The organism is uncultured Campylobacter sp., assembly GCF_938039205.1.
In the GTDB taxonomy this organism is placed as follows: Bacteria; Campylobacterota; Campylobacteria; order Campylobacterales; family Campylobacteraceae; genus Campylobacter_A.
Genome location: NZ_CALHVM010000048.1, coordinates 1 through 14,812, shown reverse-complemented (window position 1 = coordinate 14,812; position 14,812 = coordinate 1). Strand labels below are relative to the sequence as shown.

The following is a 14,812-nucleotide window of genomic DNA, read 5'->3' as shown; positions in this document are numbered from 1 at the left end:
CCAACTTGCGCAGATTACGAGCTTTGCGACGTTTATTAAACTACACGTAAGCCACCCAAATTTATCAGGCGTAAATTCTATTTTTACGCTCGCGGCCTTAAATCATCTTTCATTTTAAAAACTCAAATTTGACGCAAACGATCTCTTTTCAACGGCTCGCAACTTTGCTTTTTGTATTTTAGATCGCGATTATTCGCCTGTCTACTTGGGTTAAATTTAATAAAAATTTTAAGCTTGTTTGTGTAAAATTTTTATTAAATTAATAAAAGGCAAAACGTGCAAGAAAACTTTATAAGACGCATAAGTACGGCAAGAGCGCTAGGTATGACGTCCGGGATTTTGGTTATTTTAAATTTGCTCTCGCAAGAGATGGTTTTACCTAAAAGTCTCTTTGATATCGCAACGAGCGCGCGCGTAGCGATGTTGTTCGTCTCCGTCATCTGCCTTTACGGCGCGATATCAAAGGTAAACAAACTCGCAGGCGGAGGCGTGTTTAAGCTTTACCGCATTTTTATCGCTATTAGCAGTACAATGATTTTGCTAAGTTTTAGCACAAACTACGCACCAGCCAGTACGCACAAGGTCCTATTTTTCGTCATTTGCACCACGGCGGTGCTTGCGTTTTTGCTTTGGATAAAAATAAATTTAAAACTCGGCGCCGTCACGCAAAACGCCCTATTTTCAGGCTACGCGGTGCTTTGCGTAGTCGGCACGCTCATAGCCGCGGCGCTAAAGCTTTTACTCAACAAAGCCCTGCGCGATCCATACCCTATCGAGCTTGCGGTGCTTGGTATCTACCTGGCGCTGGGGTTTATCTATGTGCTTGCCTGGTCGAGAGTGGATTACGTCGAAAACCGCAACCCAGAAAGCCAAATTTAAAATTTGATTCCTTTTCGTCAAATTTAAGCTAGGTCAAATTTAAATTTATCGCAAATCTGCAAATTTGAGCTAACTACAGCTTTAAATTTGACCCCGTAAAACTCCAAATTTAGCTCGTAAAATGCGCCTAAAAACTTTGCTTCCATCACGTCTGCTTCGTATTTTTCGTCGCTTATGATTAGCTCCGGGCGAAACATAAAATTTCTTTGCTCCAGCCACAATCTAAATTCAGCCGGCAAATTTTGCGCTTCTCGCTCATCGATCAAATTCATATCGCCCAAAAAGCAGGCGATCTCGTAAAATGTGGGGCTAAAATACAGCTCCCTAGGCGCGCCGAAAGCCAAAACCTTACCGCCTTTTATCAGCGCGATTTTGTCGCTTAGCAAAAAGGCGTCCTCCTTGTCGTGCGTTACCATGACCGCGCTGATGCCGTTTGCCTTTATCATCTGTTTTAGCTCGCCTCTTAGCGCGCTTTTTAGGTTGCGATCAAGGTTTGCGAAGGGTTCGTCGAGCAAAAGCAGCTTTTCGCGGTTAGCCACGGCTCTGGCAAATGCAGTCCTCTGCGCTTGACCGCCCGAAATTTGATCGGGAGTTTTGTCTTTTAGCTCGGAGATTTTAAATTTCTCCAGCAGTTGCGTGCTCCTTTGGGCTCGCTCGGCGCTAGGCAGCCGCCACAGCGCAAATTCCACGTTTTTGCAAACGCTTAAATGCGGAAAAAGCGCGTAGTTCTGAAACATCATAGCCGTACCGCAGCCTTCTTTTACTACGATTTGCCCGCCGCTTGGCGTCTCAAGCCCTGCGATTATACGCAAAAGCGTGCTTTTACCGCAGCCGCTATCACCTAAAATGCTTAAAATTTCGCCCTCGTTAAGGCTTAAATTTACGTCCTTTAAAACCTCTAAATTTCCAAATTTCTTGTTTAAATTTACTATTTTTAAAATTTCAGCCATATTTTTATCTTTCTTGTTTTTTTCTGGAGATTATTTCTAGCCAAAGGACGGCGACTAGCGACATCGAAACGATGAGAAACGACGGTAGAGCCGCAGTATAAAGCCTCTCGTCAGCCGCGTAGAAAAACGCTCTAATACTAAGCGTCTCAAAGCCCAAAGGCCGCAAAATGAGGCTAAGCGGCAGCTCCTTGATAATGTCGATAAAAACGACGATGAGCGAGAGAAAGAAAAAGTGGCGAAGCAGCGGAAAATGCACTTTGAAAAACAAATTTAACCGCGAGCCGTTTAGCAAAAGCGCGGCGTCGTCGATATTTGCCGGGACCTTAGCGTATCCGCTCTCGACGGCATATATCGAGGTCGCCAAAAACCGCACGACGTATCCGAAAATCAGCACCACAAAGCTCGACGAGAGCAGATGGGTGTCAAAATTTCGGTCAATATAACCAAAAACTATCATCACGCAAAGCCCGATACTAGCGCCCGGCAGCGCGTAGCCTAGCGAGACGGATTTTAGCAAAAAGGCGTTTAGCGCTTTGTTTTTTATAAGTCTCGTCGCAAAAACGAGGAAAAAACTCACCGCCGTGATGAGTATCGCTGCGCCTGCAGCCATCAGAAGCGAATTTGCCGCCATCTGCACGAACTCAAATTTAAAGCTATCTAGCTCGTGAATACTCCAATACAAGAGCCAGGCAAAAGGAAACACAAATGCCAGACAAAACACGCTCGCGCACCACAAAAACGCCGCCGCCGAGCCAAATTTACCAAGCTCGCGCTTTTGCGTAAATTTGGATGTGTCGTGCGTGGAGAAGCTGTATTTTTTAGAGTTTTTATTAACGTGCTCAAATATCATCAAAACAAACACGAACATCATCAAAAGCCCCGCTAGCACTGACGCGGAGTACGAGTCGCCCATGTCAAACCATAGCTTAAAAATGCCCGCGCTAAAAGTCTCTACGCCGTAATAAGCCGCCGTGCCGTAATCGCTAAGCGTCTCCATGAGCACCAGCATCGCTCCGCCCACGATCGCCGGACGCGAGAGAAATATCGCAACCCTAAAAAACACGGCAAGGCCGGGGAGCTTGTAAATTTTACAAACATCGTAAATCGCTGCGGACTGCGTTTTAAACGAGGTTTTAGCAAACATATAGATGTATGGATAAAGCGACAACGATAGCACGAAAATCGCTCCGTAAATGTTCATAAACTCCAGCCTAAAGCCGAAAATTTGATGAAAATATCCGCCGTAATCCATAATCCCGACGTAGCAAAAGCTAAATATATAAGCAGGAATCGCAAACGGAAGGATGAGGGCATATTCAAAGAAATTTGATAGCGCAAAGCGGTAGTTCGCCACCAGCCACGCCGAAACCAAGGCGATAACGAGACTAAGCGCCAAAACGCCCGCCGCAACCGCAAAAGTACCTTGGATATACCTCATAAAAAGATACTTAAAAAAAATGCTCGAGTAAGGAGTAATCGCCCAAAGCGATCTCGAAAAATATGCTAAAAATGGGGATCAAAACGATAAGGGCGATAAAGATCGCCCCGAATTTTACTTTCATTATTTCCAGCCGGCTACGTCGTAAATTTTAATAGCCTCGTTCGTGTTTTGCACGCTTTTATAAAGCGGAGTGGAGTCTTCTTTAAATTTACCAAAGCCCTTTACGATGTCGCTAGGCTCGACCTCTGCGTTGATCGGATACTCGAAATTTATACCCGCAAGTATCTTTTGCGCCTCAGGACTCACCATAAACTCCATAAATTTAACGGCGTTTTCTTTATTTTTAGCAGCTTTGGTTAGCGCGATACCGCTGATGTTTACGTGCGTACCGCGGTTGTCCTGATTTGGGAAAATAATGCCCAAATTTTTCGCAGCCTCAACGTCTTCTGCTTTTGGAGAGGTTAGCATGAGGCCTATGTAGTAGGTGTTCATCACTGCTACGTCGCCCTCGCCTGCGTAGATGGCCTTAGCCTGATCCCTATCGCCGCCTTTTGAATCGCGGGCAAGATTTTTTAGCGTGCCTTCCGCCCATTTAGTAGCCGCATCTTTACCGTCGGCCTCGATGATAGCAGCTAGCAGAGACTTGCTGTATGGAGCCGTCGCGCTTCTGATTAACAGTTTGCCTTTTAGCTCTGGTTTTGTTAGATCCTCGTAGTCCTTGATGCCTTTAGGATCGAAGTCTCTTTTGTCGTAAACGATGACTCTAGCGCGTTTTGAGATAGCAAACCACTGACCGTCGTTGTCTCTATACTGCTCCGGTACGATTTTTTCCAGAGTTTCAGATTTGACCGCTTGCAACACGCCTTTAGTCTTTGCGGTGTAGAAATTTCCCGCGTCTGCGGTGATGGAAATATCCGCCGCAGAGCTACCCCCTTCTACTTCTAGCTTTTTGATTAGCTCGCCGGCTTTTGCCTGCGTGGCGTTTACCTTGATACCAGTTTTTTGCTCAAAAAGCTTATAAAGCTCGCTGTCGGCGTCATAGTGGCGCGCAGAGTAGATATTTACCTCCGCGGCAAACAAAAAGCTTGAAAGCAAGCTAAGTGCGAAAAAACTTTTTTTAATTTTTTATCCTTTGTATTGATATGGATTTGCGATTATGGCGTCTGACCGATGAAAGTAATATTAATTATTAAAAAAGAAAAATTTATGCAGGAGTGATTTTAGAATGACAAAATATTTAAAATTGAGTGCTAATATTCACGCCGTTAAATTTAAGGAGAGAAAATGAGAAAAATTTTACTTTTAGGAGCGGCGGCAGCAATGGCTTTTGCGGAAATTTCTACGGTTCAAGTTAGTCCCGAGGCGATCAAAAACTACGAGCAGATCGTTGATATCAGGACGCCTGCTGAATGGATGGAAACGGGCGTAATAAAGGGTGCAAAGACTATCACTTTTAACGCAACCGATAAAGAGGGATTTTTAAGCGAGCTTAAAGCCAAAGTCGATCTAAAAAAACCGGTCGCGCTCATATGCAGAAGCGGACGCAGAAGCGCTGCGGCGGCGATGATGATAGATTCGCCGGAACTAAATATAATAAATCTTGACGGCGGTATGGGCAGCCTCATAAATCAAGGCTACGAAACCGTACCGTATCAAAAATAATCCACAAATTTTACTTTATAAATTTCGTCCGTCAGGCTTAAATTTGCGCTAAATTTTAAGCTTGGCGGAGCTAATCTGTGCTCCACTCGCACGCAAGACGGCGGTAAATTTTAAATTTGTCGGCGTCTTTTTTTACAAAATTCACATAGAACAAAAACATCTGCTTTAAATTTTAGCGAGCGCAAATTTGACGAATTTCATCAAATTTAACTAAAATTTACGCCAAAAATAGTCTCGGCTTTAGCTTTAGTAGGCAAACATACGCCGCCAGCGCGCTTTGCTCTCTTATATAGTTGCGGTCGCCGTTTAAATTTAGCCTCTCGATGATGCACTCGCCGTCCTTTGCGTAAACTCCTACAAATACCGTCCCCACCGGCTTTGCCTCGCTACCGCCGTCAGGCCCCGCAATCCCGCTGATAGCTAGCGAAAAGTCCGATTCGCTCGCCTTTAACGCGCCTTTTAGCATCGCCATCACGCACTGCTCGCTCACCGCACCGTAGGTTTGCAAAATCTCATCGCTAACGCCTAGCCAGTCGCGTTTCATCTCGTTTGCATAGGTCACTAGCGAGCCGTTAAACGCCGCCGAAACCCCCGCAAAAGCGCCAAATTTTGCCGCGGCAAGCCCCGCCGTGCAAGACTCGGCAAAGGTGAGCTTTAGCCCGCTTGCGATGAGAGTGCTCGCAACGTGACGAAAAACATCCTCGCCCTCAAAAAATTTGCCTGAGAAAAGATTTTTAGCGCCGTTTATAAAGCCGCTCGTTTGGCCGAATTTATTTGCTTCCACTCTGATTAGCGCCAAATTTGATAAAATTTGAGACGAATAAATTTGTACTTCGTAAGTTTTTGCCAGCGGTTCGAGCAGGATTTTCGCGCTCTCCTCGTCGATATCGACCAGATGAAAATACCCAAAATCTCGCTGCGTTTTGATATCTATGGCAGGTAGTTTTTGATTCGCGTCGGCCTTTAGTAAATTTACGTAAGTTTGATTTAATTTGATTAAAAAGCCCTCGTCGCCAAATTTCTCGGCCCTGCTAGGAGCTAGCATTTGCGGGGATTTGAGCTCCAAAATATCGCCGCTTAACGTAGCTAAAATTTTAGCCGCGACGGAGCAGTTTTGACTCGATGCGTAGATGCAAAGACTATCGGAGCGAGCGCAAAGATGCTCGATGATAAACGGCAACTCCTTGTCGCTTTTACTAACGAACCTAAACTCGCCAAGCTCGCCGAAATGCCGCTTGTAAGCGCAAAAAATATAATCCAAAAAAGGCGCGTTTACGCCGATATCTTCGCCGATGATCAGTAGTGCGTTTTTCAATGTTTTCTCCTTTAAAAGCCGAAAACATCTTACATAAATTTAGCTTAAAATAGCGTTTTTTCAGTAGCATTTAATCGCCGTTTGGATAAAATCTACCAATTTTTTACTTCAAGGCGAACCTATGGATTACAAAGATACATTATTGCTTCCAAACACCGAATTTCCCATGCGCGGCAACCTGCCGGAAAACGAACCAAAACGCTTAAAATCGTGGTTTGACGATAGAAAAATCTACGAAAAAATGAAAGCTAAAAGGCAAAAAGCCGCAAAAAGCTTCACTCTGCACGACGGCCCTCCATACGCCAACGGCAACATCCACATCGGACACGCGCTAAACAAAACACTAAAAGACATCATCTTAAAAACGCACTATTTCTTCGGCGAAAACGTGAGATTTACGCCGGGCTGGGACTGCCACGGACTACCAATCGAGCAGCAAGTCGAGGTAAAACTGGGCGACAAGAAAAAGAGTCTAAGCAAAACGCAAATCCGCGAGCTTTGCCGCGAGCACGCCAGAGAATTTATCGAGGTGCAAAAGGAGAGCTTTAAGCAGCTAGGCGTCGCCAGCGACTGGGACGATCCGTATCTGACGATGAAATTTAAATTTGAAGCCGAAATTTACAAAACGCTTTGCAAAGTCGCCAAGCGCGGACTTTTGATCGAGCGAAGCAAGCCGGTATACTGGAGCTGGGCGGCTAGAAGCGCCCTAGCCGAAGCAGAGGTCGAGTACGAGGACAAAGAGGACTACAGCATCTACGTCGCGTTTAAGCTAGGCGAAGAAGCCGCCGCAAAAATCGGTGCAAAAGACGCCAGCGCGGTCATCTGGACGACTACGCCTTGGACGCTGCCGGCGAACCAAGCCATCTCGCTAAATCCAAATGAAATTTACGTTTTGACGGCTGAAAATTTGATATTTGCCAAAGAGATGCTTGGCGAACTAGAAAAAGAAGGTCTAACCAAGGGCGAAATTTTAAAAGAATTCGCCTCTGCCGAGCTTGAAAACCTGCACGCAGTTAATCCGCTAAACGGCAGAAAATCGCTATTTATCTTAGGCGATCACGTCACTATGGACGGCGGTACGGGTCTAGTTCACACTGCTCCGGGTCACGGCGAGGACGACTACCACGTGAGCCTAAAATACGGCATCGAAGTCATCATGCCCGTCGATGAAGGCGGTCTGTACGACGAAACGCTAAAGGCGAAAAAGTTATTTCCAGAGGGCGTAGCGGACGAACTAATCGGTATGCATATCTTTAAAGCAAACGAGAAAATTTTAGAGCTTTTAGGCTCAAATTTGCTAAAAGCGAGTAAATTTGTCCACTCCTATCCGTTTTGCTGGAGGACACATAAGCCCGTTATCTACCGCGCTACGAAGCAGTGGTTTATCGCGATGGACGAGCCGAAAATCGACGGCAAAACGCTACGAGAAGTCGCGCTAAAAGAGCTTGAAAACGTCAAATTTTACCCTGCAAGCGGCGTAAAAAGGATAGGCTCGATGATAGAAAATCGTCCCGACTGGTGTATCTCGCGCCAACGCGACTGGGGCGTGCCGATAGCGTTTTTTAGACATAAGGATACTAAAGAGCCGATATTTGATGATAAAATTTTAGATAACGTAGCGGCGATATTTGAGCAAAAAGGCGCTGACGCGTGGTGGGATAGCGAGACCAAGGATCTCTTGCCGGCAAACTGCAAATACGAGCCGCAAAATTTAGAAAAAGTTATGGACATCCTAGACGTCTGGTTTGACAGCGGCTCGACGTGGGCTGCTGTGCTAAAAAGCGGCGACTACGATGCGGGTAGCTATCCGTCCGATATGTATCTAGAGGGCAGCGATCAGCACAGAGGCTGGTTCCAAAGCTCCCTACTGCTAAGCTGCGCCGCACAAGGAAGAGCGCCGTATAGAAGCGTGCTCACGCATGGATTTACCGTCGATGAAAACGGTCAAAAGATGAGTAAAAGCAAGGGCAACGTCGTAGCTCCCGCAGACGTAGCTAAAACCTACGGCGTGGAAATTTTACGCCTTTGGGTTGCGCTTAGCGACTACTCCAGCGACCTAAAAATCAGCGAAAACATCCTAAAGCAAGTAAGCGAGCAATACCGAAAAATACGTAATACGATAAGATTTCTGCTAGCCAACGTAAACGATCTAGAGGATATCGAAACGTCAAATTTCAACATCCTAGACCGCTGGATACTAAGCCGCGCGAAAAAGGCATTCGACGAGGCCGAAGCGGCGTTTAGAAACTATGATTTCTCAAAAGGCTTTAGCCTGCTGATGAACTTCCTAAGCGCGGATTTAAGCGGCATATATCTTGATATCTGCAAAGACCGCCTATACTGCGATGCCAAAGATAGCGACACTCGCCGCTCGGCTCAAAGCGCGATGGCTCTAATCACCAGAGCGCTCCTGCCGCTCATCGCTCCTACGCTCACGTACACCGTGGATGAGGTGATGGACTATGCGCCTGAGATCATAAAAAACGGCGCAACCGACGCCTTTGATCTAGAGTACGCGCCGCTAGATTTTGAGTTTAATGTAGACGACGAGCTGCTAGTGGCTAGCCGCGAGAAGTTTTTCGAGCTAATCGACGTACTCAAAAAAGATAAAAAGATAAAATCGACCCTAGAACTCGTACTACAAACAAGCTCAAATTTGATCCTAAGTGAAGATATAAACGAGATCAGCGACTGGTATATGGTTAGCGACGTCCAAAGCCTGGACGGTAGCGACGGCCTAGCAGAATTTGATGTCGGAAACGATAAATTTAAACTCGTTTTATCGACGCGTCACAAGTGCCCGAGATGTTGGAAATTTACCGCTAAGCACGACGGCGAAACCTGCCCGAGATGCGAAAAGGTACTAAAAAATGTCTGAGCCCATCTCCGCTTGGTTCGTCGCGGCGACCATCGCGGCCATCCTCGCGGTCACAGCCGCAGGTATCGTAGCGGTAATAAAATTTAAGGATAAAAAATGATAACTTTAAAAGAGGCTCTAAAGCTAAGTGCCGGCGAAGTAGCCGAGCTTAGAAACGAGCTGGAAAAGAAAATTTTCGCAGATAGGGAGCTTGGCGCTTACGTCGAGCAGTTGGCAAATTTGCCGCTTGACAAACTGGGTGCTGGCGTACCTATTGCCATAAAAGACAACATCCAGGTAAAAGGCTGGAGCGTAACTAGCGCGTCTAAAATTTTACAAGGCTACATCGCGCCTTATAACGCGACGGTTATAGAAAAGCTGCTAGCGGCGGGCTTAGCGCCGTTTGGCCGCACGAATATGGACGAATTCGCCATGGGTAATACGACCGAAAACAGCTACTACGGTAAAACACTAAATCCCCTAAACCGCGAAAGAGTGCCGGGCGGCAGCTCGGGCGGCTCGGCGGCTGCGGTCGGCGCCGGGCTAGCCGTGGCTGCTCTAGGAAGCGATACGGGCGGCTCGATACGCCAGCCTGCGGCATTTTGCGGCTGCGTAGGGCTAAAGCCGACCTACGGACGCGTGAGCAGATACGGTCTGGGCTCATACTCTAGCTCGCTAGATCAGATCGGACCGATAACGCAAAACGTCGAGGACGCCGCGATCCTGTACGACATCATCGCAGGGTACGACGACAAAGACAGCACGAGCGCGGATATCAAATTTGAGAGCGTAGCAGATAAGTTAAACGCGGATAAAAAACTAACGATCTGCGTCATCGAAAACTACATAAACGAAGCCTCAGAAGAGACTAGAAAAGCGCTTTTAAAAGCGGTCGATGTTTTAAAAGCCGTAGGCCACAAGATAATCTATAAAAATTTAGAAAACTCAAAATGCGATATCGCGACCTACTACATCATCGCCACGGCCGAAGCTAGCGCAAATCTCAGCCGCTTTGATGGCATAAGATACGGACGCAGAGCCGAAGCTAAAAATTTAAAAGAGCTCTATATCAACTCACGCTCGGAAGGGTTCGGCGAAGAGGTAAAAAAGCGAATTTTACTCGGTACTTTCGTGCTTAGCAGCGGTTATTACGACGCATACTACATCAAAGCGCAAAAAGCTCGCGCCCACACTAAGGCCAAGTATGAGCAAATTTTGAACGAATGCGACCTCATTTTGATGCCTGTCGCCCCTAGCACGGCGTATAAATTTGGCGAGCTAAAAAACCCGCTAGATTCCTATCTATCAGACATCTATACGATCAGCGTAAATTTAGCCGGTTTGCCTGCTATTTCAGTTCCGGTAGCTAAAGACGCGGACGGCCTAAACGTCTCTGCTCAGCTCATTGCAAAGGCGTGGGACGAAAAAACGCTGCTAGAAGGCGCGCTTAGTTTAGAAAACTCTATAAAAGGATAAACGCATGAAGATAGTTACGAAGGCTCTCACCTTTGACGACGTTTTGCTCGTCCCGCAGTACTCCGAAATTTTGCCTAAACAAGTCGATATAAAAACGCGCTTTAGCAGAAACGTGGAGCTAAACATCCCGATCGTATCGGCTGCGATGGACACCGTCACCGAGCACCGCGCGGCGATCATGATGGCGCGTCTGGGCGGTATCGGCGTCATACATAAAAATATGGACATACAAAGCCAGGTCAAAGAGGTCCGCCGCGTGAAAAAAAGCGAAAGCGGCGTAATCATCGATCCTATCTCCATCTCGCCAAACGCCAGCGTGGGCTCAGCGCTTGATATGATGGCGGATCTGCATATCTCGGGCGTTCCAGTCGTAGACGAGGAAAATAAACTAATAGGAATCCTAACCAACCGCGATTTGAGATTTGAAAACGACAGAAGCGTCCTCGTAAAAGATAGGATGACCAAAGCTCCGCTAATCACGGCTCCAAAGGGCTGCACACTAGACGACGCGGAGAAAATTTTCTCTCAAAACCGCGTAGAAAAACTACCTATCGTCGATAAAGACGGCCATCTAGAGGGCCTCATAACCATAAAAGATCTAAAAAAACGCAAAGAGTATCCAAACGCCAACAAAGACGCATACGGCAGACTCCGCGTAGCAGCAGCCATCGGCGTAGGCCAAATGGATAGAGCAAAAGCTCTAGCAGAAGCTGGCGTTGACGTCATCGTTATAGACTCCGCCCACGGCCACTCAAAAGGCGTAATAGATACATTAAGGCAGGTTAAAGCCGAGCTAAAAGTAGACGTCGTAGCCGGAAATATCGCAAACCCAGCCGCCGTCAAAGACCTAGCAGAAGCCGGCGCAGACGGTATCAAGGTAGGCATAGGACCAGGCTCCATCTGCACCACTCGCGTAGTAGCGGGCGTAGGCGTACCTCAAATTTTCGCCGTCGATAGCTGCTCAGCCGAGGCTGCAAAATACGGTATCCCGGTCATCGCAGACGGCGGACTAAAGTACTCAGGCGACGTAGCCAAAGCCCTAGCCGCAGGCGCTAGCTGCGTGATGGCTGGTAGCTTGTTAGCTGGTTGCGAGGAGACTCCGGGCGAGGTGATAACATTCCAAGGACGCCAGTACAAAGTCTACCGCGGTATGGGCAGCATCGGCGCGATGACGAAAGGTAGCAGCGATAGATATTTCCAAGAAGGCACCGCGCAAGACAAGCTCGTGCCTGAGGGTATCGAGGGTCGCGTACCGTTTGCAGGCAGCATAAAAGAGGTCGTACATCAGCTAATTGGCGGCCTACGAAGCGCGATGGGCTATATGGGCTCAAAAGATATCAAAACACTTCAGGAAAAAGCCCAGTTTGTCGAGATCACGAGCGCTGGACTAAAAGAGAGCCACGTCCACGACGTCGTCATCACGCAAGAAGCCCCTAACTACAAAGTCAATTAGTGCTAAATTTAAAAACCGGCAAAGTAAAATTTGATGAGCCGCTCTATCTAGAGAGTGGCCGAATTTTACCCGAATTTGAGCTCGCCTACGAAACATACGGCGAGCTAAACGAGGATAAAAGCAACGTCATAGTCGTCTGTCACGCCCTAACGGGCAGCCACCACGCCGCAGGCAGATACGAAAACGAGCAGAAATTTGGTTGGTGGGACGCGCTAGTTGGCGAGGGCAAGGGCATAGATACGAACAAATTTTTCGTCATCTGCGTAAATATCCTCGGATCAAATTTCGGCTCTACAAATCCCTTAAGTATCGAAAAAAGCACGGGCAAGCAGTATCGTTTGCGCTTTCCGGTGCTAACCATCAGCGACGTCGTAAAGGCGCAGATGAGACTTTTTGAGCACTTAGGTATAGAGCGCGCGCATGCGGTCGTGGGCGGTAGCCTAGGCGGCATGCAGGCGCTTTGCTTTGCGATCGAGTTTCCAAATTTTGCTAGAAACGTCATCATCCTAGCCAGCACCTATCAGAGCAAGGCCTGGGCGATCGCGTTTAACAAAATCGCGATCGAGGGCATACTGCGCGATCCGGGTTTCAAAGACGGACAATACGACGAAAACGATATCGCCGCGCAGGGGCTAACCGGCATGGCGCTAGGACGTATGGCGGGGCACATCAGCTTTCTCTCGCCTAGCTCCATGGACTCCAAATTTGGCCGTAACTACGTAGAAACCGACGGTCTTTACGAGCTTACGGGGCGGTTTCAGGTCGATCGCTATATGGAGTACAACGGCCACGGCTTTCCAAAGCGCTTTGATCCGCTGAGCTACCTTTACATCGTAAAGATGATGAATATCTTTGACTGCACGCGCCACTACGACGACCTAGCGCACGCCCTTTCGCCTATTTGTGCCAAGGTTACGCTGGTCGCATTTAGCGGCGACATGCTGTTTCCGCCAAGCTGTATGCGCGAGATGCACGAGACGCTACAGGGCATCGGCAAGGCGTGCGACTACCACGAGATAGACAGCGACTACGGCCACGACGCGTTTTTGGTCGAAGTAGATAAATTTGAAAAAATCATAAAAAAGGTTTTAGATGAGTGAAAATTTAAGCGAGGATTTTGAGAGCAAACTCGCCAAAGCAAATGAAATTTTAAAACAGCTCGGCGACGAAAATTTAAGCCTAGAGCAAAGCGTCAAGCTGCATAAAGAAGGCAAAAAGCTACTCGAGGAAGCTGACAAAATACTGCAAAACGCAAAGCTAGTGGTAAAGGATGCAGACGATGAATAACGCTACCACAGCCGTTTGCGCCTTGCAGCTACCCACTCAGCCCATGAGCGAGTCGAGGCTGGATTATTATTTTAGGATTTGCGCGGGTGAAGGCGCTAGGCTCGTGGTACTCGGAGAATATGTGCTAAACAGCTTTTTTAAAGAGCTCGAGCTCATGCCAAAAAGCCTCATCAAAGAACAAAGCGAGCGCAAAAAACACGCGCTTGCCGCGATGGCGCAAAAATACAATCTAGAAATCCTAGCCCCGCTCGTACTACCCAAAGGCAAAGGCTTCGTCAAGGTCGCGGCGAGATTTAGCCCCGCGTCGTCGCGCTTTTACGAGCAGCAGATCTTGATGCCCTATCCGCACTGGAACGAGGCGAAATTTTTTGCCAACAAGACTGAAGGCGAGCTAAATTTGCCCATCTTTAGCTACGAAAAATTTAAAATCGGCGTAATGTTTGGCTTTGAGGCGCATTTTGACGCGGCATGGGCGTATATGGCACGCAAGAAGGTCGATGCCGTCGTAGTTCCCACCGCATGCACGTTTTTTAGCGAGATGCGCTGGGAGGAGCTACTAAAGACCCGCGCCTTTACGAACAACGCCTATGTCCTGCGCGTAAACCGAGTCGGCAACCACAAGGCCGCAAGCGGCGAGCAATGGAGCTTTTACGGCGATTCGATGCTTATTAGCCCCTTTGGCGAGGTAGTTTCTCGCCTAGGTAAAAACGAAGAGATGATGGTGGCAAAACTCGAAAAAACCGAACTCGTACAAGCTAGGCACCTATGGGGATTTTCTCAAATTTTATATAAAAGACTGGGCTAAATTTAGCTTTTAGGCGGCAAATGTATTCAAATTTGCCGCCTTTTCTCTATAAATTTTGCCGATTTTCTAAATTTACCCTGCCCTTAAATTTTATATTATCGCCAAAATTTGATCAAATATATTTTTATATCTTTAAATTTTGCATAATAAATCAATTTAATTAGACTAAATTCAAATTTCTTTTTGTTCTATCTATATCCCGATATAATCACGTTTTTAGGCTAAATAAATCTTTAAATATTACAAATAAATTCCAAATTACACATTCATTTAAGCTTATTCTTTAAAGTTAAGTCCTATAATAACACTAGATAAAATAAATTTAATCTAAGGAGGACGCCCAAAAGACGCCAATAGTAATAAAGGTATTTAGAGTAGAGTCGTAAATTAAAGATTTACAGGTAATAGCTAAGTAAATTTAAGGAGAAGCTATGAAAAACTCAAACGTTTCAAGAAGAGATTTTGTTAAGTTAAGTATGGTAGGTGCCGGAGCTTTGGCTCTAGGCGGAGTAAATGCGCAAGCAGCCGTTAACGCTAAAGACGTCAAATTTGACGAAGAGTGGGATGTAGTCATCGTGGGCTCTGGCTTTGCAGGACTAGCAGCCGGTATCACCGCAGCCGAAAAGGGCAACAAAGTCCTAATCCTAGAAAAGATGGGACGCGTCGGCGGTAACTCCGTAATTAACG

12 protein-coding genes and 1 pseudogene are annotated in these 14,812 nt (G+C 46.9%); 9 read left to right on the top strand and 4 right to left on the bottom strand.

Annotated features, from left to right (window positions below; genetic code table 11):
- The first annotated feature begins 276 nt into the window (after positions 1-276).
- The gene (locus tag Q0394_RS06275) at positions 277-879 is read left to right on the top strand and encodes a hypothetical protein (RefSeq protein ID WP_298946227.1); all 603 of its coding nucleotides are present in this window, start codon (positions 277-279) and stop codon (positions 877-879) included.
- Positions 880-902: 23 nt separating this feature from the next.
- On the opposite strand, the gene Q0394_RS06270 is transcribed toward Q0394_RS06275, so the two are convergent.
- The 3 genes and pseudogenes from Q0394_RS06270 to Q0394_RS06260 all read right to left on the bottom strand — a co-directional run bounded on the left by Q0394_RS06270 (position 903) and on the right by Q0394_RS06260 (position 4,392).
- Positions 903-1,820 carry an ABC transporter ATP-binding protein gene (locus tag Q0394_RS06270; RefSeq protein WP_366115787.1) on the bottom strand — a complete coding sequence of 306 codons (918 nt, stop codon included), beginning with the start codon at positions 1,818-1,820 and terminating at the stop codon, positions 903-905.
- Positions 1,821-1,833: 13 nt separating this feature from the next.
- Positions 1,834-3,391, bottom strand: a pseudogene (locus Q0394_RS06265) (iron ABC transporter permease).
- The gene (locus tag Q0394_RS06260) at positions 3,391-4,392 is read right to left on the bottom strand and encodes a Fe(3+) ABC transporter substrate-binding protein (protein WP_298946358.1); all 1,002 of its coding nucleotides are present in this window, start codon (positions 4,390-4,392) and stop codon (positions 3,391-3,393) included. The pseudogene Q0394_RS06265 and the gene Q0394_RS06260 overlap by 1 nt, the downstream one beginning before the upstream one ends.
- A gap of 162 nt (positions 4,393-4,554) precedes the next feature.
- Here Q0394_RS06260 and Q0394_RS06255 point away from each other — a divergent pair, with 162 nt between their 5' ends.
- Complete coding sequence (locus tag Q0394_RS06255; RefSeq protein ID WP_298946220.1) at positions 4,555-4,932, top strand: rhodanese-like domain-containing protein; 378 nt, start codon at positions 4,555-4,557, stop codon at positions 4,930-4,932.
- A gap of 217 nt (positions 4,933-5,149) precedes the next feature.
- Here Q0394_RS06255 and Q0394_RS06250 read toward each other — a convergent pair whose 3' ends face one another.
- On the bottom strand, positions 5,150-6,247 hold the full coding sequence (locus Q0394_RS06250; RefSeq protein WP_298946218.1) for a CinA family protein: 1,098 nt from the start codon (positions 6,245-6,247) through the stop codon (positions 5,150-5,152).
- 121 nt (positions 6,248-6,368) lie between these two features.
- Between Q0394_RS06250 and ileS the strand changes: the two genes are divergently transcribed.
- The 7 genes from ileS to Q0394_RS06215 all read left to right on the top strand — a co-directional run.
- A complete protein-coding gene (ileS, locus tag Q0394_RS06245; protein ID WP_298946216.1) occupies positions 6,369-9,125 on the top strand; it encodes an isoleucine--tRNA ligase in 2,757 nt (918 codons plus the stop codon).
- 96 nt (positions 9,126-9,221) lie between these two features.
- Positions 9,222-10,580, top strand: coding sequence for an Asp-tRNA(Asn)/Glu-tRNA(Gln) amidotransferase subunit GatA (gene gatA / locus Q0394_RS06240; RefSeq protein ID WP_298946214.1), 1,359 nt, complete (start codon positions 9,222-9,224; stop codon positions 10,578-10,580).
- A 4-nt stretch (positions 10,581-10,584) separates the two neighbouring features.
- Positions 10,585-12,033 (top strand): IMP dehydrogenase, encoded by a 1,449-nt coding sequence (gene guaB, locus Q0394_RS06235; RefSeq protein ID WP_298791125.1) that lies wholly within the window; start codon positions 10,585-10,587, stop codon positions 12,031-12,033.
- On the top strand, positions 12,033-13,133 hold the full coding sequence (locus Q0394_RS06230) for a homoserine O-acetyltransferase (RefSeq protein ID WP_298946212.1): 1,101 nt from the start codon (positions 12,033-12,035) through the stop codon (positions 13,131-13,133). Before guaB ends, Q0394_RS06230 begins: the two co-directional genes overlap by 1 nt.
- The gene (xseB, locus tag Q0394_RS06225) at positions 13,126-13,320 is read left to right on the top strand and encodes an exodeoxyribonuclease VII small subunit (RefSeq protein WP_002948190.1); all 195 of its coding nucleotides are present in this window, start codon (positions 13,126-13,128) and stop codon (positions 13,318-13,320) included. Before Q0394_RS06230 ends, xseB begins: the two co-directional genes overlap by 8 nt.
- Positions 13,313-14,125, top strand: coding sequence for a carbon-nitrogen hydrolase family protein (locus tag Q0394_RS06220; RefSeq protein ID WP_298946210.1), 813 nt, complete (start codon positions 13,313-13,315; stop codon positions 14,123-14,125). The genes xseB and Q0394_RS06220 overlap by 8 nt, the downstream gene beginning before the upstream one ends.
- Positions 14,126-14,556: 431 nt before the next feature.
- Positions 14,557-14,812: FAD-binding protein (locus Q0394_RS06215; protein ID WP_298946207.1), on the top strand; the 256-nt coding region annotated here is incomplete at its 3' end.